Below are 20,556 nucleotides of genomic sequence, written 5' to 3' on the forward strand. Positions count from 1 at the left end.
CAACCGTCCGTCGCGCCACCGGCATATCCGCTTACGGTCGTCCCGCTGCGAGTCGCCGGCCAACGGCGGCTGCCCACAAGGGAGATCGGGGGTGTACTCGTGCGGATCGGACTGCTTACGGACGGTGGGTATCCGTATGCGACGGGTGAATCCAGGCTCTGGTGCGACCGGCTCGTACGCGGGCTCGTACAGCACGAGTTCGACATCTACGCGCTGAGCCGCAGCGCGCGGCAGGAGGCGCGCGGCTGGATAGAGCTGCCGCGCCGGATCCAGCGGGTGCGCACGGCGCCGCTCTGGGCACCGGCGGACAACGGGCGGGGGTACGGGCGGCGCGACCGGCGGCGCTTCGCGGACCACTTCGGCCGGCTGGTCACGGCTGTCTGCTCGGAGCCGGGCGAACCGGGTGCCGAAACGGTTGGGGACGCGGGCGCGGGGGCCGGCGCGGCGGGCGGACCGGGTGCGTCGAGCGGACCGGGTGGACCGGGTGGACCGGGCGGGTCGGCGTCCGCGGCCGGTGCCGGGGGGTTCGCGGCGGGGCTGTACGGGCTCGCCGACCTGGCCAGGGAGCGGGGCGGGCTCCCCGGCGCACTGCGCTCGGAAGCCGCCGCCCGGCTGCTGGAGTCCGCCTGCCGCGCACCGGGCGCACGCCGGAGCGTGCAGTCCGCGACCGTGCCCGACTTCCTGGCCTTCACCGAGCGGCTGGAGCGCGCCCTGCGCCCCCTCTCGCTGGACTGGTACGACGACGAGGCGCTGGGCGCGGCCGATCTCTGCCATGCCACATCCGGCGGCTCCGCGGCCCTCCCCGGACTGTTGGCCAAACGCTTCTTCGGGGTGCCGCTGCTGGTCACGGAGTACGGCGTACAGCTCAGGGCGCACTATCTCGCGAGCGCGGGCCTGGGCAGCGCCCCGGCGGACACGGCCCTGCTGAGTGCGCCGGTGCGCGCGCTGCTCGCGGCCTTCCAGGGGCTGCTGGCCGCCGAGGTCTACCGGCAGGCGGGTGTCATCACCCCCGGCAACACCCATGCGAGGCGGTGGCAGGAGCGCTGCGGCGCCGACCGGGCCACGCTGCGCACGGTCTACCCCGGTATGGAGGCGGAGCGTTTCTCCGCGGTGGGCGACGGGGTGGGGGACGGCGTCGGGGGTGGCGACGCGGCCGGTGGCGGCTCGGCGGGCCGTGGCGGGACGGGTGCCGGATCGGTGAGCGGTGCCAGGGGTTCGGTGAGCGGCGTCGGCTCGGTGGCCGGTGGCGGGCCGGGCAGCGGGGGTACCGGCGGCGATCCCGGGACCCTGGTCTGGGTCGGCAGGATCGAGCCCGCCAAGGATCTGGTCTCGCTGCTCCACGCCTTCGCCGCGGTCCGCGCGGCCGAGCCGGGCGCGCGGCTGAGGATCGTGGGCGCCCCCGCGCAGGGGCCGGGCGCCGCCGCGTATCTGGCGCACTGCCGGGCCCTGGCCGCGCAGCTCTTCCCCGATGAGGCCGCCGACGCCCACTCGGTCGGCGACAACCCCGTCTCCTTCGAGGAGATCGGCGGACCCGAGGCGCCCGAACTGCCTGACGCCTACGCGGCGGGCGAGGTGGTCGTCCTCTCCAGCGTGGTCGAGGGCTTCCCGATCAGCCTGGTCGAGGCGATGTTCTGCGGGCGCGCGACGGTCTCCACCGATGTCGGCGCGGTTGTCGAAGTCATCGGCGGTACGGGGCTGGTGGTGCCCCCGCGCAATCCGCGGGCGCTCGCGGACGCCTGTGTCGCGCTGCTGCGCGACCCCGAGCGCCGGGCCAGGCTGGGCGCGGCGGCGCGCGCCCGCGCACTGGAACTCTTCACCGTCGAGCAGAACCTCGCGGCGTTCCACGAGATCTATCTGGAGCTGATCTCGCACGACCCCGTACGGCGCGCGGCGGACGGGGTGCCCTTCGCGCACCCGGCCGAGATGTACGCCCCGGTCCGCTGGACCGCCGGCCGCCCGGTCCTCCCGAGGCGCGCGCGGACCGGCGCGCGCGCCGGTGCGGGAGTGAAGGCGGGGCAGGGCGATGCGTGACGAGGCGAAGCCCGCCGTCCGGCGCGGGACAGGCGCCACCGCCGATCCCGTCAAGGGGCTGCTGCACCGGCACCGGACGCTGTGCGAGCGGGCCGTCGACCCGCTGGAGATCGCCGCCGGTCTTGAGGCCCACGGGATCACCGACCGTACGGCCGCCCGCTTCCGGCACCGCGATGTCTTCTCGCTCGCCGAGGAGCTGTACGCCCGCGTCCCGCACGGCGGGGAAGCGGCGGATGAAGCGGCAGCGGGCGAGGCGTGCGCTCGGACCTCCGTACGCCCGGCGCGAAAAACCCGAACGCGCCGCCTCACCGGCTGGATGATCCTCACCCTGCTGCCCGGGGCCGTGGCCTCCCTCACCCTCGCCGGACTTGAGCACAGCACCGGCCAGCGCCACCTCGCCCTGGGCCTCGCGGGATCCCTCGCCCTCACCGGCACCCTCGCCGCCTGCCTCCGCCGCGGGCCGCTGCGCGCCGAAGGCCGTACCGCCCCCGCCGCGGGCCTCTGGGTCCACTGGCTGCTCGCCTATCTCGTGTGCGGCGACGGACTGCTGGACGCCCTGGTCACCGGCGGCCCCGACGGACCCTGGCCCGCGACCACCACCCCGCTGACCGCACTGGCGTGGGCCGTCGCGCCCGCGGCCTGGTGCGCCCACCTCTTCTCCGTACGGTGCCGGCGCCGGCTCACCGAGAGCCACGGGCTCGCCGACTTCACGGCCGGGGCGCGGCCCCTGCTGCTCGCCCTCGTGGCGCTGTACGCCGCCGCCGTCACCGCGCTCGCGACGGCCGCCGATCTGGTCTTCGACGAGGACGGCGCGCCCGCCGCCACCGCCGCCCTCGGCACGCTCTTCCTGCTGGCCCGGCTGCTCACGGTCCATGGCTTCCCACGCGCCGCGGCCACCGGACTCGCCGCCGCCTCCGCCGTGGAGGCGCTCGCCTGCGCGTCCGTGCTCGCGGGCCGCCTCCCCGGCTGCGACCTCCTCGCCGTCCCTGTCACGCACGCGGTCCAGGCCTGGGGTCCGGCGTCCGTACCCGCCCTGGCCTGCGGAGCCGCCGCGCTCGGCCTGCTCGTACACGCCGCCGTCGCCCTCTCCCGGGCCTCGGCGCACACCTGACCTCAGCACCTGAAGACCCCCCGCACCTCAAAGCCCCCGCACCCCGAGACCCACCCGGCATCACCCCCGGCACCACCATGAAGGAGACACCACACATGACCCCCCAATCCCCAGTACTGGCCCCCGCCATGGCCCGTCTCCACGGAAGGGCGGCGCGATGAGGGTCCTGCTGCTCGGTGCCAACGGTTTCCTCGGCCGCTTCGTGGCCGACCGGCTGCTCGCCGACCCCGCCGTGCACCTCACCGCGCTCGGCCGCGGCGACGACGCCGACGTACGGTTCGATCTCGCGGGCGGCAGCCCGGGAGCCCTCACCCGTTTCCTGGACGCCGTCCACCCCGGGGTCGTGATCAACTGTGCCGGAGCCACCCGCGGCGGCGCCCGCGAACTGACCCGGCACAACACCGTCGCCGTCGCCACCGTCTGCGAGGCCCTGCGCCGCAGCGGCTGCGGCGCCAGACTCGTCCAGCTCGGCTGCGCCTCCGAGTACGGCCCCTCCCCGCACGGCTCGTCCACCGCCGAGGACGCCGTACCACGCCCCGGCGGCCCGTACGGCGTGAGCAAGCTCGCCGCGTCCGAGCTGGTCCTCGGCGCCGGGCTCGACGCCATCGTGCTCCGGGTCTTCTCGCCCGTCGGCCCCGGCACCCCAGCCGGCTCCCCGCTCGGCCGCCTCGCCGAGGCCATGCGCCGCGCCATGCAGGCCGGCGACGGCGAGCTGAAGCTCGGCGGGCTGGGCGTGCAGCGCGACTTCGTCGACGTACGGGACGTGGCGCGCGCCGTGCACGCCGCCTCGCTCTCCGCCGCCCAGGGCATCGTCAACATCGGCACCGGACGGGCGGTCAAGCTCCGGGATGCCGCCGCCGTCCTGGCGAGAGTCGCGGGCTACGCGGGAGCCCTGCACGAACTCGACCTGCCCCCGGGCCCGGTGCGCCCCGGCCACGCCACCATCGGCGCGCCCCGCGGCGAGTCGGCTACGGAACACATCGGCGCGGGCCCCTTCCCGTACCCCGACGGCTGCGGCGCCTGGCAGCAGGCGGACGTACGCACCGCCCGCGACCGGCTCGGCTGGCGCCCCCGGATCAATCTGGAGGAGTCCCTGGCCGACATCTGGATGGAGGCGGCATGCCGTATCTGACCGGCCGGTCGACGGCCGGCGGGCCGGCTGACCGGGCTGACCGGTTACTGGGACGAAACCGTCTCGCGGGCCGGACCGGGTGTCTCGGAATGAGAAGGGCCGTGGCAGTGTTGCAGGAAGAGCAACTCCATTCGATCCATCGGCCAACCCCCTGTTGAGGTCCCTGTGTCGCTGCCACCCCTGGTCGAGCCCGCCGCCGAGCTGACCGTCGACGAGGTCCGCAGGTACTCCCGCCATCTCATCATCCCGGACGTCGGGATGGACGGACAGAAGCGGCTGAAGAACGCGAAGGTGCTGTGTGTGGGTGCCGGAGGTCTCGGCTCCCCGGCTCTGATGTACCTGGCCGCGGCCGGTGTCGGCACGCTCGGCATCGTGGAGTTCGACGAGGTCGACGAGTCGAACCTGCAGCGCCAGATCATCCACAGCCAGGCCGACATCGGCCGGTCGAAGGCCGCGTCCGCGCGGGATTCCGTTCTCGGCATCAACCCCTATGTGAATGTGATCCTTCACGAGGAGCGGCTCGAAGCCGAGAACGTGATGGAGATCTTCTCGCAGTACGACCTGATCGTGGACGGCACGGACAACTTCGCCACCCGCTATCTGGTCAACGACGCCTGCGTGCTGCTGAACAAGCCGTACGTCTGGGGTTCGATCTACCGCTTCGACGGGCAGGCCAGCGTCTTCTGGTCCGAGCACGGCCCGTGCTACCGCTGCCTCTACCCGGAGCCCCCGCCGCCGGGCATGGTCCCCTCCTGCGCCGAGGGCGGCGTGCTGGGCGTGCTCTGCGCGTCCATCGGCTCGATCCAGGTGACCGAGGCGATCAAGGTGCTCACGGGCGTCGGCGAGCCGCTGGTCGGCCGGCTGATGATCTATGACGCCCTGGAGATGCAGTACCGCCAGGTCAAGGTCCGCAAGGACCCCGAGTGCGCGGTCTGCGGCGAGAACCCCACCGTCACCGAACTCATCGACTACGAAGCCTTCTGCGGTGTCGTGTCCGAGGAGGCGCAGGAGGCGGCGGCCGGTTCGACGATCACTCCCAAGCAGCTCAAGGAGTGGATCGACGACGGCGAGAACATCGAGATCATCGATGTCCGGGAGCCGAACGAGTACGAGATCGTCTCGATCCCCGGCGCCAAGCTGATCCCGAAGAACGAGTTCCTGATGGGCACCGCCCTGGAGACCCTGCCGCAGGACAAGAAGATCGTCCTGCACTGCAAGACGGGTGTGCGCAGCGCGGAGGTGCTCGCGGTGCTGAAGTCCGCGGGGTTCGCGGACGCGGTGCATGTCGGGGGCGGAGTGATCGGCTGGGTCAACCAGATCGAGCCGGAGAAGCCGATCTACTAGACCTCGCAGATCTTGCAGGTCCCGCAGGTCTTGCGAAGGGGCCGGTCCACACCGCGTGGACCGGCCCCTTCGTACATGTGAGGTACGTACGGTACGAACCGCCGCTCAGGAACAGCTCTTCCCGGACTCCGGCACCGTCCCCCGCAGGAAGTAGGCGTCCACGATCCGGGTCACACAGCGGTTCCCGGTGGTGTAGGCGCCATGGCCCTCGCCCTCGAAGGTGAGCAGGACGCCGACCCCTTCGCCCAGCTCCCCGACCATGCGCTCGGCGCCCTCGTACGGTGTCGCCGGGTCGCCCGTGCCGCCGATCACCAGGATCGGGGCCGCGCCCGGCGCCGCCACCTCCGGTGTCTCGTACTCGCCCGCGACCGGCCAGTCGGCGCACCAGCCCGCCAGGTCCCAGGCCAGATAGGGACCGAAGACCGGCGACACCTTCCGGAAGTCCGCCAGCAGCCGGGACCGTACCTCGTCGGCGCCGACCCGGCCCTTGGCGTCGGCACAGGATATGGCCCGCTGGGCGTGGTGCGCGGTGCTGTAACGCCCCTGTCCGTCACGGTCGTTGTACGAGTCGGCCAGCCGCAGCAGCGCGGTGCCGTCCCCGTTCTCGGCGGCCTCCAGGGCGTCCGTCAGCGCCCACCAGGTCTCCTCGCCGTACAGCGGGGCGATGATGCCCGTGAGCGCGAGGCCCTGGGTGAGGGTGCGGCCCGTGGAGGTCGGCAGCGGTTCGCTGTCCAGTTGGTCGAGCAGCTTCACCACCCGCGCGGTGCCGCTGCGTGCGCCGATGCCTCGGCTCTTGAAGTAGTTGTCGAGGGCGCGCTGGAAGCCGAGCGCCTGGTTGCGGGAGTGGGCCGTGTAGCCGGCCGTCGGATCGACCACCGCGTCCAGGACGAGCCGCCCCACCTTGGACGGGAACAAGTGGGCGTACACACCGCCCAGTTCGGTGCCGTACGAGAAGCCGAAGTAGTGCAGCTCGCGGTCGCCGAGGACCTGGCGCATCAGATCCAGGTCCCGCGCGGCGCTGGTGGTCCCGACATACGGCAGCACCCGGCCCGAGCGCTTGGCGCAGCCGTCGCCGAAGGCCCGGGAGTCGTCGAGGAAGATCTTCTCCTCGGCCGGGGTGTCCGGGGTGGAGTCGATACGGAGGGACTGTTCGATCTGCTTGTTGTCCCGGCACACCACACCGGCGCTCTCGGCGACCCCGCGCGGGTCGAAGCCGACCAGGTCGTACCGCTCGTGGAGCGCTTCGAACAGGTCGGCGGCGCCGGGCAGGGTGGCGACGCCGGAGCCGCCGGGGCCGCCGAAGTTGAAGAGCAGCGAGCCGATCCGGCCGGCCCGGTCCTTGGCCTGCGAGCGGATCAGGGCGATCCCGATGGTCTCGCCGGCCGGCGCGGTGTAGTCGAGGGGGGCCTGCATGGTGGCGCACTGCCATTTGGAGCCGGGGGGCTTCGCGTCGCTGCCACGGGCCTTCTCGGGGGCCGCGCACCGGTGCCAGTCGAGCTTCTGCCCGGTGAGCGAGGCGGGGAGCGGGGGCAGCGCCGGTTCCTGGCCCGCTTTCTGACTGGCTGTCGCGGGAGCGGTCTTGGCGGCGACGGGGGTGGCCGCTCCGGGGTCCGGCGGGGGGTCGTCCGTACCGCCGCCGCATGCGGCGAGGGCGCCGGTGAGAAGCCGGGACGCCATGGTCAGGGCGGCTATCCGGGTACGTCTGGGCATCCGGCAATTCAAGCCCGTCCGCGGGGCGAGAACAACCGAGGTGAGGGACAGGTGCCCACCGGGTCCGTCCGGCTGACGGCCCGTCTTGAGCGGCCGTCTCCCATCGCCGGACGGGCTGCATTTCCCTAACGGCAGACCGTGCCTGCCGCGGGCACCTTGCCGTTCAGCAGATAGCCGTTCACCGCCCCTTGCACACAGGCGTTTCCGCTGTCGTACGAGCCGTGGCCCTGGCCGTGGTACGTGATCTCGACCCCCACGCCCTTGCCCAGCGCGTCCGCCATCGCCCTGGCACCCGCGTACGGCGTGGCCGGGTCACCGGTGTTGCCGATGACCAGGATCGGCGCCGCGCCGGGCGCGCTGACATCCGGGTGCGTCCACTGCCCCGGCACCGGCCACTTGGAGCAGCTCATCAGCCCCCAGCCCAGGAAGTCCCCGAAGACCGGCGAGGCCTTGCGGAACTCGGGGAGCTTCGCCCTGGTCTCCGCCAGCGTGTAACGCTCCTTGGAGTCCACGCAGTTGATGGCCGCGTTGGCCGCCTGGAGATTGCTGTAGTTGCCGTTCTCGTCGCGCCCGTTCATCGCGTCGGACAGCGCGAGCAGCAGCGCGCCGTTGCCGCCGTCCGCCTCGTCGAGCCCCTGTTCCAGATACGGCCAGAACTGCTTCGAATAGAGCGACTGGGCAATGCCGTTGGTCGCCTGGGTCTGCGTCAGCTTCCGGGTGCCGAGACCCGCGATCGGCTTCTTGTCGAGCCGGCCGAGCAGTCCGGTGATGAACCCCTCGATCTGCTTCGGGGTGGTGCCCGGCAGTTTGCAGGCGGGGCCGCGGGCGATGCAGTCCTTCTCGAAGTTGGTGAGGGCGAGCTGGAAGCCCTTGGTCTGGCCGAGGGAGCCCTGTTCCGCGTTCTGGTTGGGGTCGACGACCGCGTCCAGCACCGCGCGGCCCACGGACTTCGGAAACAAGTGGGCGTAGACGCCGCCCAGTTCCGTACCGTACGAGATCCCGAAGTAGTGCAGCTTCTTGTCGCCGAGGACCTGCCGCATCAGGTCCATGTCGCGGGCGGCGTCGACCGTACCGACGTACGGCAGTGAAGGGCCGGAGCGCTTCTCGCAGGCCGCCGCGTAGGAGGCGAGGCTCTGGGTGAAGGTCTTCTCCTCGGCGGCGGTGTCGGGCGTCGCGTCCTGGGCGTAGTACGCGTCGAGCTGCCGGTCGGTCTTGCACTTCACCGGGTCGCTGCGGCCCACTCCGCGCGGGTCGAAGCTGACCAGGTCGTACCGGGCGCGCAGCTTCTCGTAGTCCGGGGCGAAGGACGGCAGCGCGGTGACGCCGGAGCCGCCGGGGCCGCCGAAGTTGAAGAGGAGCGAGCCGATCCGGTGGGCCCGGTCGCGGGCCCTGCCGCGGATGAGGGCCAGTTCGATCTTGTCGCCGCCCGGCTTGCCGTAGTCGAGCGGGACCTTCATCGAGGCGCACTCCCACGGGACGCCGCCGGGCAGCGGGGACGGTGCCGTACCGCCGCCCTCGGTGGCCGAGGGGGCCGGGCACGCCTTCCAGGACAGCCGCTGGGCCGCCAGGTCAGTGGGCGTGGCCAGGGCGTTCGCCCTGCGGCCGTTCGAACTCGCGCCGGCGGGGTCGCCGCTGTCGGAGCATCCCGAGGCGGCCAGCAGGGCGACGGCGGTCAGGGCGGCGAGCAGCGCCGTGCCGCGCCGGGTGCAATGGGTCGGCATGATCCCATCGTGCGCCGCGGGGGCGTGGGCCGCGCGGGGCGACAGCCATGCGAGTGGCTTCGCACGGCGGCCCGTCCGGCGGCTGAGGGCGCAGCGCGGTCGTCGCGGCCGGTCCCGTCCCCGTACCGGCCGAGAGGTCCTACAGCGCCCCCCTGCGCGTCAGGTGGTTGAAGCACACCCAGCCGGGCAGCACCGGCAGCCACAGCGTCAGCAGCCGGTACAGCAGCACCGCGGGCGCCGCGATCTCCTTCGGCAGCCCCACCGCGATCAGCCCCAGTGTCAGCGCGCCCTCGATCGCGCCCATCCCGCCCGGGGTCGGCGCCGCCGAACCGATCGCGCTGCCCGCCAGGAAGACCACCGCGATGCTCGCGTAACTGAGCTGCTGGTTGCCGTTGTCGAACGCCCGGATCGACGCGTCCAGGCACATCACGAACACACAGGTCAGCAGCAGCATCCCGCCGATGCCCGTGACCAGCTTCATCGGCCGCTGGAGCACATCCAGCATGCGCGGCACCACCCCGGCGAACAGCGACCGCAGCCGGGTCACCACGAACTTCCGCAGGAACGGGATCGCGGTCACCACCAGAACCAGCACCGCGACCGTCAACAGCCCCGCGATCACGGTCCTCGAAGGGGTGAGGGAAGCCGACTTCTCCGTACCGGTCAGATAGCCGAAGGACAGCAGCAGCAGGATGTGCGAGCCGAGACCGAAGAGCTGTGACGCGCCGACGCTCGCCACCGCGAGCCCCGGCCGTACGCCCGAGCGCTGGAGGAACCGGGTGTTCAGCGCGACCCCGCCGACCGCCGCCGGAGCGACGATCTTGACGAAGGAGCCCGCGACCTGCGCGGCGACCGTCTTGCGGAACGGCACCCGCTCCGGCACAAAGCCCAGCAGGCTCATCGACGCGGCGAAGTAGCTGAGCGACGAGAACGCCGCCGCGGCGGCCACCCAGCCCCAGTGCGCCTGGCTGACGACCGTGTTGAAGTCGAGCTGCGTCAACTGAGTGAGCAGGAAGTACCCGGCGATCGCCCCGGCGATGAAACTGATCAGCGTCCGGGGCTTGATCCGTTCGAGCCTGACCGGCTCGACGGGCGCCTGCGGCCTGATGAGCAGCACCTGCTGCCGCATCTGGGAGAGCAGGTCCTCCTCGCGCGCCTCGTCGAGCGCGTCGTCTATCGCCCGCTTCTCGGCCTGCTTCTCGGCGCGCAGTGACTTCCGTACGGCCTTGCGGTCACCGTCCTCGGCGGCGCTCTCCGCCGCCCTGGCGCGCTTGTTCATCTCGGACGCCGCGAGGACCGCCTCGCGCTCGCGCTGCGACCGCTCGCGGGCGAGGCGGCGCAGGGTCGCGCGGGTGGAGCGGCTCAGCGCGATCGGCTGGAGCAGCGGCAGACAGTCGGCGACGGCGTCCGGGCCGATCACCTCCACCGCGGCGGCGACGGAGCGCTCCGCGCCGACCCGCAGCCCCATGGTGGTCAGGAGCTGGGCGGTGTCCATCCGCAGCACCAGGTCGCCCGCCGCGATCTCACCGCCGCGCAGCTCGGTGAGGATCACCTTCCCCGAGCGGTCCACAACCAGGGCGTCGCCGGTCAGCCTGCGGTGCGCGATACGGCGTGACTGGAGCGCCTTCACCTGTCGCCAGGCGTTCCGTACCAGCTCGTCGGTGACCTCCGAGTCCGGCAGCGAGTCCAGGGACCGGGCGCCGAGGTGCTCGTACACCAGCATGACGGCGTCGGGCCCCAGCTCGGAGGTGGCGATCAGCTTCGGGGCGTTGGCCCCGGCGGCGATCGCCGCGTACGCGAGGAGCGCCTCCTGTTCGAGCGCCTGGCGCAGGGAGGGGATGGAGCTGCCGGTGGTGAAGGAGCGCAGGGCCATGCGCCGCCAGACCCGGTAGAAGAAGCCCTGCGCCTGCTGTTCCCGGTCGACGACGGTCACATCGAGCGGCGGACCGTCCTCCAGGGAGACCAGATAGCGGCGGCCCCGGTCGCCCTGGTCGGCGGAGTCGGTGACGTCCTCGGCGCGCATGGCGTTGACCGGGCGGAAACCGACATGGCGCAGACCCGCCATCAGGGTCTGTCCGGTGGGCCGTACGTTCGGGGAGCCGACGGTGTAGAGCGTGCCGTACGCGACGGTCCAGCCGATCAGTACGGTCAGGATGATCGAGAACGGTGTGGTGTACCCGGCGACCAGCATCGCGAAGGCGTCGAGCAGCAGCACCACCCAGAGCACGACCCGCCACCGGGGCCTGCGGGCCATTCCCACGGCCGTCATATAGGCGATGACGGGCGCGAGATAGCCGTGTACGGGATCGGTGAGCCCGGCGCCGAGCTGGGGGCGGGTCAGCGCGTCCTGGATCGAGTCGGGGGCGGATCTGGCGACCCAGAGGTCGGTGGCGAGGGTCACGCCATGGGCCAGCACGGCGGCGAGGACGCCGTCCGCGATCCGCAGCCCGTCGCGCTTGATCAGCCGCTCGATCGCGAAGGCGACGGGGACGAGCAGCACGGCGATGCTGGAGACCAGGCCGGCGACCTTGGCCAGCAGGTCGGGGGCCTGGCCCGTGCCCTTGGAGATGTCCTGCTCCAGGCCCGTGGTGGTGCCGTGGGCGAAGGCGGAGAGGCCGAGGAGGAGGGCGATGGCGAGGATGCCGACGAGCAGCCGCAGGAGGTCGGAGGGGCGGTGGACACGGGCGGCGAGCAGCGGCTCGTCGCCGGAGAGCCGGTCGGCCGGGGTGGCGCGGGTGGCGCTTCCCTCTTCGGCGTCGTCGCAGGTGTCGTGGGCGTCCTGGGCTGCTCGGGCCTCTTGGGCTGCTCGGGCCTCTTGGGTGTCTGCGGGGTCTGCGGGGGGCTCGACCGTACCGGCCCGGGCTCTCTTCGCCGTCTCCCGGACTGCCTCCCGGACCGATTCCGGGCGCGGCTCAGCGCCGGAGGTGTCCGCCGTCGCAGATGGCTGCACGGCACGCTCCTCCGCCGAATCCGTCTCTTCTTGATCTCGTATCACCAGTCACCGCCGGGACGATGGTGGCACGAGCCGACGACAGACGGGGGCATCAGGGTGCATTGCGGGGGCTCGGGGCGGGTGAGATGCGCCCCTTTGCGACTGTACGTACACAGGGTGACCGGCTGGATGCACTCCGATGTGGACAACCGGAGGGGCTGTCGGTGGGGTGCGGCAGGATGGGCCGGATGAGGAACGAGAAGCGTGAGCCGAGGGCCGAACCGACCCGTGAGCCGCCGGAGGAGCGGTTCCGGGAGCCGCCGGGGGAGCCGCTGGGCGAAGGGCCCGGAGAGCCGTCCGGGCTGCCCGACTACGCGGAGCGGGTGCTCGATGTCGCCGAGCTGATCCCGGCCGGCCGTGTGATGACGTACGGCGATGTCGCGGAGTGGCTCGGCGAGGGCGGCCCCCGCCAGGTCGGCCGGGCCATGGCCCTGTACGGCGGTGCCGTGCCCTGGTGGCGGGTCGTCCGCTCGGACGGGGTGCTGCTCCCGGGACACGAGCTGTCGGCCCTGGCCCACTACCGCGAGGAGGGCACCCCGCTGCGCGAGGCGGCGCGGAGCGCGGAGGGGCATCTGCCGCGGCTGGACATGAAACGGGCGCGCTGGGACGGCGCGGGCCCGGGCGCGGACGGTACGGCTCACATATGACAGCTTCAGCCATACGACGGCGGACCGGGGAGCCCGGCCCGGGCGCGGAGACCCGTACGTACCGGATGAAGGCGCACGCCGGGGCGCGTGGACGGGCGCGCGGCGGAACTTGTGCGTGCTCCGCGCCGTGCCCCTCGCGGGTCCGGCGGATGCGGAACTCCCCGCGTCCCGGCCGCCCGACGGCGTAGCGTCGTCGGCGCGCGTCACGCGAACCCCAGGCACCCCCGTCACCACCAGCACCCCCTCCAGGACCGGCGATCCACGTGAGTTCCTCCTCCTCCACCGGGCGTACCCCGCACCGTCGGGTACGGCAGCGGACCCCGGGCGCGTACCGGCTGGTGCGCACGCCGCCGGTCCCGGTGGATCCCCCTGAGCTGGACGCAGCCCAGCGCGGGGTGGTTGACCATGAGGCGGGACCGCTGCTGGTGCTCGCGGGGCCCGGTACGGGCAAGACCACCACGCTCGTCGAATCGGTCGCGGCGCGGGTCGGGCGGGGCGCGGACCCGGAGCGGATCCTGGTGCTCACCTTCAGCCGCAAGGCGGCGGTGGAACTGCGCGACCGGATGGCGGTCCGGCTCGGCGGCAGACGCGGCCCGCAGGCCACGACGTTCCACTCGTTCTGCTACGCCCTGATCCGCGCGCACCAGGACGCGGACCTGTTCACCGAACCGCTGCGGCTGCTCTCCGGCCCCGAGCAGGATGTCGCGGTACGGGATCTGCTCGCGGGCCAGATCGACCTGGAGCGCGAGGGGCGGGGGCGGGCCGGGTGGCCGGACGAGCTGCGCGCGTGCCTGACGACGCGCGGGTTCGCCGACGAGGTACGGGCGGTGCTGGCCCGCAGCCGTGAGCTGGGCCTGGGCCCGGACGCGCTCGCGGCGTTCGCGCGGCGCACCGGGCGCCCCGACTGGTCGGCCGCGGCGTCGTTCCTGGCGGAGTATCTGGATGTCCTGGACATGCAAGGCGTGCTCGACTACGCGGAGCTGGTCCACCGGGCGGTGCTGCTGGCCCGGCGGCCCGAGGTCGCGGAACGGCTGATCGCCCAGTACGACGCGGTGTTCGTGGACGAGTACCAGGACACCGACCCGGCGCAGGTACGGCTGCTGCGCGCGCTGGCGGGCGGGGGGCGCACGCTGGTCGCGTTCGGCGACCCGGACCAGTCGATCTACGCGTTCCGGGGCGCGGATGTGAACGGCATCCTGGACTTCCCGTCCGCCTTCCCGCGCGCGGACGGCCGCCCGGCACCGGTGGCGGTCCTCACCACGTCCCGCCGCTCGGGCGCGGCACTGCTGGCGGCGACCCGGCTGCTGACCCGCCGTATGCCGCTCACCAGACTGCCGGCGGAGAAGGTACGGGTGCACCGGGAGCCGTCGCCGGTACGGGAGGGCGGCCGGGTCGAGACGTACACCTTCCCGACCCCGTCCACGGAACTGGACAACATCGCCGACATCCTCCGCCGCGCCCACCTGGAGGACGGCGTCCCCTGGACCGACATGGCCGTCCTGGTCCGCGCCGGCGGCCGCACCATCCCCGCCATCCGCCGAGCCCTCACCTCAGCGGGCGTCCCGTTGGACGTAACGGGCGACGACGTCCCCCTACGCCACGAACCAGCGGTGTCCCCACTGCTGACGGCGCTCAGGGCGGTGGCGCTGGCGGCGGTACGCCGGGCGGGGGGGCCGGACGGCTCGGTGCCGGTGGCCGACACGGCGGGGGCCCTTCGGGACAGCCCGGCGCTCGCCGCCGCGGTGGCCGGCCTGGCGGCCGGGGTTCCGGACGCCCCGGCGCTGGAGGCCGGCACCGACGACGGCCGAGCTGACGCTGCGGCGGACGACCGCGCCCCAGCGGCCGCCGCCCCCGGCGGCTCGGCGGTCAGGCCGACGGACGCTTCCGCGCCGGAGGTTGACGCCCCCGGTGCTTCGGCGAGCGCGCTGCCAGGCGGTGCGGAGGGTGCTGGCGCCCGCGCCTCGGCAGGCACAGGGACCGGTTCCGGGCCGGGCGCGGCCCCAGACCCCGGCGGCACCCCAGACGCATGGCTCGATACCGAGACCGCTCTCGCCTTGCTCTCCTCGCCCCTCGGCGGCATGGACGCCGCCGATCTGCGGCGGCTCGGGCGGGCGTTGCGAGATGAGGAGCGGTCCGGGGGGAATCGTGCGCCCGCGCCGTCCGACGTACTGCTCGCGCGGGCGCTCGCCGAGCCCGAGCGGCTGGTGGCGCACGATCCGGCGTACGCCCGCGGCGCGCAGCGGCTCGGCGCGCTTCTGCGCAAGGCGCGCGAGCTGCTCGAAGGCGGCGGCACCGCCGAAGAGGCCCTCTGGGAGCTGTGGGACGGCACCACCTGGCCCGGCCGGCTCGAACGGTCCGCGCTGCGCGGCGGCGCGGCCGGCCGCAACGCCGATCGCGACCTCGACGCCATATGCGCCCTCTTCGACGCCGCCGCCCGCGCCGAGGAACGCACCGGCGGCCGCGGCGCCCTCAACTTCCTGGAGGAGCTGGACGCCCAGGACATCGCCGCCGACACCCTCAGCCGCCGCGCCGTACGCCCCGACGCCGTACGCCTGATGACGGCCCACCGTTCCAAGGGCCTCGAATGGCGGCTCGTCGTCGTCGCAGGCGTCCAGGAGGGCCTCTGGCCCGACCTGCGCCGCCGCGGCTCGCTCCTGGAGGCCGACAGGATCGGCCGCGACGGTCTCGCGGAACCCCTGACTCCGGGCGCCCTCCTTACAGAAGAGCGCAGGCTCTTCTACGTAGCCGCGACCCGCGCCCGCGACCGCCTCGTCGTCACCGCCGTCAAGGCACCCGCCGATGACGGCGACCAGCCCTCCCGCTTCCTCACCGAACTCGGCGTCGAGCCCAGGGACATCACCGGCCGCCCCCGCCGCCCCCTCGCCGTCGCCCCGCTCGTCGCCGAACTGCGCGCCACCACGGTCGACCCGGAGGCCGCCCCCGCCCTGCGCGCCGCCGCCGCCCGCCGCCTCGCCCGGCTCGCCGCGCTCACCGACGAGGAGGGCCAGCCGCTCGTACCGTCCGCGCACCCGGACCGCTGGTGGGGCCTGTACGAACCGACGCGCAGCGAGGTCCCGCTGCGCGACCGGGACCGGCCCGTCGCGCTCTCCGGCAGCGCACTGGACCAGCTCGCGAACACCTGCGCGCTGCAATGGTTCCTGGGCCGCGAGGTGAAGGCGGACGAACCGGCCACCGCCGCCCAGGGGTTCGGCAATGTCGTCCACGTCCTCGCCGACGAGGTCGCCTCCGGCCGCAGCCCCGCCGACCTCGCCGTCCTCATGGAACGGCTCGACTCCGTATGGGACGCGCTCGCCTTCGACGCGCCCTGGAAGTCCCAGCAGGAGAAGCAGCACGCCCGCGTCGCACTCGAACGCTTTCTGCGCTGGCACATCATGGACCGTGGCCGTACCCCCGCCGCCACGGAGCACGGCTTCGACGTCACCCTCGAAGCCGGCGCGTACGAAGTGCGTATCCGCGGCTCCATGGACCGTGTCGAACAGGACGGCGAAGGCCGCGCCTATGTCGTCGACTTCAAGACCGGCAAGCAGGCGCCCACCAAGGACGAGGTGGCCCGCCACCCCCAGCTCGCCGTCTACCAGCTCGCCGTCCGCGAAGGCGCGCTGGACGAGGTCTTCGACGGCCGCCGCCCGGAGCCCGGCGGCGCCGAACTCGTACAACTGCGCCAGCCCGCCCCGCGGAAGGAGGGCGGCGAGCAACTCCCCAAGGTCCAGGCGCAGGAGCCGCTTTCGGGTGAGTGGGTCGGCGAACTGCTCACCACCGCGGCGGGCCGCGTCCTGGACGAACGTTTCACCCCCACCACCGGCGGCCACTGCGCCAACTGCGCCTTCCGGGCGTCGTGCAGCGCACGCCCGGAGGGCCGCCAGATCGTGGAGTGACACGGAACGGCGAGTGATACGGCGAGTGATACGGCGCGGGGTACGGGCCTGGGGCGGCCGGTACGGGAGCCCGGCGCGGGGCCGGCGCGGGAAGCTGGCGCGGGGCCGGCGGGCGGGCGGCGGGCCGCGGCACGGCCGGTCAGGAGCCGGCGCGGAGGCCCCGCAGAGGGCCGTCAACAGCGCCGCCCGGCATTGTCAGTGGTGCCGGATAGCCTCTCTGACATGTCCGTACATCTCACCGATCCCGAGCAGCTCAAGGAGCTTCTCGGCATCCCCTTCACCCCGGAGCAGACGGCCTGCATCACCGCGCCGCCCGCCCCGCAGGTCATCGTGGCCGGAGCCGGCTCCGGCAAGACGACGGTGATGGCCGCCCGGGTGGTGTGGCTGGTGGGCAGCGGACAGGTCGCCCCCGAGCAGGTCCTCGGGCTGACCTTCACCAACAAGGCCGCGGGCGAACTGGCCGAGCGCGTCCGCAAGGCGCTCGTACGGGCCGGGGTCACCGACCCCGATGTCATCGACCCGGACCACCCCCCGGGCGAGCCCCGCATCTCCACGTACCACGCCTTCGCGGGCCGGCTGCTCACCGACCACGGCCTGCGGATAGGGCTGGAGCCGACCGCCCGGCTGCTCGCCGACGCCACCCGCTTCCAACTGGCCGCGCGAGTGCTGAGGGAGGCGCCGGGACCGTACCCCGCCCTGACCAAGACGCTCCCCTCCCTGGTCAGCGATCTCCTCGCGCTCGACGCCGAGCTGGCCGAGCATCTTGTGCGTACGGACCGGCTCGGCGCGTACGACAGCGAGCTGCTGACCGCCCTGGACGGCGCCCGGCTCAGCAACGCCGAGCTGCGCAAGGTGCCGGAGACGGTGGCGGCCCGGCGCGAACTGCTCGATCTGGTACGGCGTTACCGCGAGGCCAAGCGCGCCCGCGATCTCCTCGACTTCGGCGACCAGATAGCGCTCTCCGCCGAACTCGCCGCCACCAGACCGGAGGTCGGCGCCCTGCTCAGGGACGAGTTCCGGGTCGTCCTGCTCGACGAGTACCAGGACACGTCCGTGGCCCAACGGCTGCTGCTCGCCGGGCTGTTCGGCGCGGGCACCGGGCACGCGGTGACGGCGGTCGGCGACCCCTGCCAGGCGATCTACGGCTGGCGCGGCGCCTCCGTCGCCAATCTGGACGACTTCCCCGAGCATTTCCCGTACGCGGACGGCTCCCCGGCGGCCCGCTTCTCGCTCAGCGAGAACCGCCGCAGCGGCGGCCGGCTGCTCGACCTCGCCAACGGTCTGGCCGGGCCGCTGCGCGCGATGCACGAAGGCGTCGAGGCGCTGCGCCCCGCGCCCGGCGCGGAGCGCGACGGCGGGGTGCGCTGCGCGCTGCTGCCCACGCACGCCGAGGAGATCGAGTGGCTCGCCGACTCGATCGCGCACCTTGTGCGTACGGGAAAGGAGCCGGGCGAGATCGCCGTACTGTGCCGGACGGCCGGGGACTTCCCGGAGATCCAGGGCGCGTTGGTGGCGCGCGAGGTGCCCGTCGAGGTCGTCGGCCTGTCCGGGCTGCTGCACCTTCCCGAGGTCGCCGATCTGGTCGCGATGTGCGAGGTCCTCCAGGACCCGGGCGCCAACGCCTCGCTCGTACGGCTGCTCACCGGCCCCCGCTGGCGCATCGGGCCGCGCGATCTGGCGCTGCTGGGCCGCAGGGCCAGGCTGCTGGTCCACCGGGGCGGCGGCGAGGACGGGGCGGACGACCTCGACGCACGGCTGGCCGCGGCGGTCGAGGGCACCGACCCGGCCGAGGTGATCTCACTCGCCGACGCTCTCGACACCTTCCTGGAACCGGCCCGCGCCCCGGAGGACGGCCTGCCCTTCTCCGCCGCCGCCCGAGTCCGCTTCGCACGCCTCGCCACCGAACTGCGCGAGCTGCGCCGCTCCTTGGCCGACCCCCTGATGGACGTCCTGCACCGCGTCCTCGCGACCACCGGCCTGGAGGTCGAACTCTCCGCGTCCCCGCACGCCCTGGCCGCCCGCCGCCGCGAGACGCTCAGCAACTTCCTCGATGTGGCGGCCTCCTTCGCCGCCCTCGACGGGGAGGCGGGGCTGCTGGCCTTCCTGGGGTTCCTGCGGACGGCCGCGCAGTACGAGAAGGGCCTGGACAACGCACTGCCGGGCGGCGAGAACACGGTGAAGGTCCTCACCGCGCACAAGTCCAAGGGCCTGGAGTGGGATGTGGTCGCCGTGCCGGGCCTGGTCACGGGCCAGTTCCCCAACGGCCGGGCGCGCGAGGCCTGGACGTCCCAGCCGAAGGTCCTCCCGCACGCGCTGCGGGGCGACGCGGCGACGCTGCCGGACATGGAGTCCTGGGACGCGAAGGGGCTCAAGTCCTTCAAGGAGGCGATGAAGGAGCACCAGAAGACGGAGGAACTGCGCCTGGGCTATGTGACCTTCACCCGCCCCCGCTCCCTGCTGCTCGGCTCCGGCCACTGGTGGGGCCCGACCCAGAAACGCCCCCGGGGCCCGTCGGACTTCCTGCACGCGCTGTACGCCCACTGCGTGGCGGGCCACGGCGAAATCGAGGCCTGGGCGGACGCCCCGGAGGACACGGACGAGAACCCCGCGCTCCATACGGACTCCACCCCGCACCCCTGGCCGCTCCCGCTGGACCCCGAGTCGATGGCGCGCCGCCAGGAGGCGGCGGAAACGGTACGGAGGTACTTGGCGGAGTTCCAAGCGGAGTTCCACCACGGGGACGGCGACGCCGCACCCCCGGCCGACCCGTCCGTACCGAACGATGCGGAGCGGCCCGAACTGAACGATGCGGAGTCGGCCGACCTGTTCGACCCCGACGACCCGGCGGACATGGTCGAGCCGGCCGAGCTGTTCGACCCGGGCGACCCGTTTGCCCCGGACGATTTCTTCGTACCGGACGACGATCCCGAGCCGGACGGCCCCGACTCCGGCCCCGGCCCCGCCGATCCGGGGCCGGCCGACGACGACCCGGCCGACTGGGACTCCTGGGCGCCCGGCGCCCCGGGCGGTGCCGTCCCCGGGCCCCGCACCGCGGGCGGTGGCGGTGGCGCGTGGGGGGCCGGGGGCTCGCCCCCGGATCCGGGAAGGGGCGGGGCCGGGGAGAGAACCCCCGCCCTCACTCCGGAGGAGACCCGCACCCTCGCCTCCTGGGACCGCGATCTCGACGCCCTCACCGGCGAACTCCGCCGCGCCCGCGCCACCGTCCGCGATGTCCCCGTACCCCCTTCCCTCTCCGCCTCCCAGCTCCTCCGCCTCGCCGCCGACCCCGACGCCTTCGCCCAGGACCTGGCCCGTCCCATGCCGCGCCCGCCGCAGCCCGCCGCGCGCCGGGGCACCCGGTTCCACGCCTGGGTGGAGTCGCGGTTCGAGGAGCTGCCCCTGCCCATGCTCGGCCCCGACGAACTGCCCGGCGGCGCGGACGACGAGCCGGAGATCGCGGACGAACGCGACCTGGCCGCGCTCAAGGCCGCCTTCGAGCGCACCCCGTACGCCCGCCGCACCCCGTACCGCGTGGAGGCGCCCTTCCACCTCACCCTCGCGGGCCGAGTGATCCGCGGCCGTATCGACGCCGTCTACCGCCAGGCCCGTGCCGACCCGGCGACCGGCACCGAGTCGTACACGTACGAGATCGTCGACTGGAAGACCGGCCGCGCCCGCACCGCCGACCCCCTCCAGCTCGCCGTCTACCGCCTGGCCTGGGCCGAGCAGCACGGCCTCCCGCTGACCGCGGTGACGGCCGCGTTCCTGTACGTACGCAGCGGAGAGGTCGTACGCCCCGACCACCTGCCCGGCCGCCCGGAGCTGGAGCGCGTCCTGACCGGCGGGACAGCCGCCACCGGCAGAGTGCCCGAACCGGCACATCCGGACGAGGTGGGACGTTCATACGATGCCCCCGGCGCGCCCACGGACGGGGGATCCCTGGAACCGGCAGACGAGACCGCTCCCTGAGCC

At 73.5% G+C, this 20,556-nt stretch carries 10 protein-coding genes; 7 read left to right on the forward strand and 3 right to left on the reverse strand.

From position 1 onward, the window contains the following. Window positions 1–99 precede the first annotated feature (99 nt). The 4 genes from ACFU9P_RS08370 (at window position 100) to moeZ (ending at window position 5,618) form a co-directional block, all read left to right on the forward strand. Entirely contained in the window at window positions 100–2,031 is a 1,932-nt protein-coding gene (locus ACFU9P_RS08370; RefSeq protein WP_384078384.1) for a glycosyltransferase, read from the forward strand. Further along, window positions 2,024–3,142, forward strand: a complete 1,119-nt coding sequence (locus tag ACFU9P_RS08375; RefSeq protein ID WP_384078290.1) for a hypothetical protein — start codon at window positions 2,024–2,026, stop codon at window positions 3,140–3,142. The genes ACFU9P_RS08370 and ACFU9P_RS08375 overlap by 8 nt, the downstream gene beginning before the upstream one ends. A 157-nt stretch (window positions 3,143–3,299) precedes the next feature. Beyond that, window positions 3,300–4,274: an NAD-dependent epimerase/dehydratase family protein gene (locus ACFU9P_RS08380; RefSeq protein ID WP_376375471.1), complete on the forward strand. Its 975-nt coding sequence runs from the start codon at window positions 3,300–3,302 to the stop codon at window positions 4,272–4,274. A 165-nt stretch (window positions 4,275–4,439) separates the two neighbouring features. Beyond that, entirely contained in the window at window positions 4,440–5,618 is a 1,179-nt protein-coding gene (moeZ, locus tag ACFU9P_RS08385; protein ID WP_376375473.1) for an adenylyltransferase/sulfurtransferase MoeZ, read from the forward strand. 105 nt (window positions 5,619–5,723) lie between these two features. Here moeZ and ACFU9P_RS08390 read toward each other — a convergent pair whose 3' ends face one another. The 3 genes from ACFU9P_RS08390 to ACFU9P_RS08400 all read right to left on the reverse strand — a co-directional run bounded on the left by ACFU9P_RS08390 (window position 5,724) and on the right by ACFU9P_RS08400 (window position 11,999). Next, window positions 5,724–7,328 carry an alpha/beta hydrolase gene (locus ACFU9P_RS08390; protein WP_384078291.1) on the reverse strand — a complete coding sequence of 535 codons (1,605 nt, stop codon included), beginning with the start codon at window positions 7,326–7,328 and terminating at the stop codon, window positions 5,724–5,726. A 125-nt stretch (window positions 7,329–7,453) separates the two neighbouring features. Then, window positions 7,454–9,049 (reverse strand): alpha/beta hydrolase, encoded by a 1,596-nt coding sequence (locus tag ACFU9P_RS08395; protein WP_384078292.1) that lies wholly within the window; start codon window positions 9,047–9,049, stop codon window positions 7,454–7,456. A 139-nt stretch (window positions 9,050–9,188) separates the two neighbouring features. Continuing rightward, on the reverse strand, window positions 9,189–11,999 hold the full coding sequence (locus ACFU9P_RS08400) for a YbhN family protein (RefSeq protein WP_384078293.1): 2,811 nt from the start codon (window positions 11,997–11,999) through the stop codon (window positions 9,189–9,191). 230 nt (window positions 12,000–12,229) lie between these two features. On the opposite strand from ACFU9P_RS08400, the gene ACFU9P_RS08405 reads away from it, so the two are divergent. From ACFU9P_RS08405 to ACFU9P_RS08415, 3 genes are all read left to right on the forward strand, one after another. Continuing rightward, entirely contained in the window at window positions 12,230–12,688 is a 459-nt protein-coding gene (locus ACFU9P_RS08405; protein ID WP_384078294.1) for an MGMT family protein, read from the forward strand. Between the two features lie 263 nt (window positions 12,689–12,951). Next, window positions 12,952–16,584 carry an ATP-dependent helicase gene (locus tag ACFU9P_RS08410; protein ID WP_384078295.1) on the forward strand — a complete coding sequence of 1,211 codons (3,633 nt, stop codon included), beginning with the start codon at window positions 12,952–12,954 and terminating at the stop codon, window positions 16,582–16,584. 222 nt (window positions 16,585–16,806) lie between these two features. Continuing rightward, the gene (locus ACFU9P_RS08415) at window positions 16,807–20,553 is read left to right on the forward strand and encodes a UvrD-helicase domain-containing protein (RefSeq protein WP_384078296.1); all 3,747 of its coding nucleotides are present in this window, start codon (window positions 16,807–16,809) and stop codon (window positions 20,551–20,553) included. Window positions 20,554–20,556 lie beyond the last annotated feature (3 nt).

It is taken from the genome of Streptomyces sp. NPDC057617 (assembly GCF_042800555.1).
Taxonomy (GTDB): domain Bacteria; phylum Actinomycetota; class Actinomycetes; order Streptomycetales; family Streptomycetaceae; genus Streptomyces.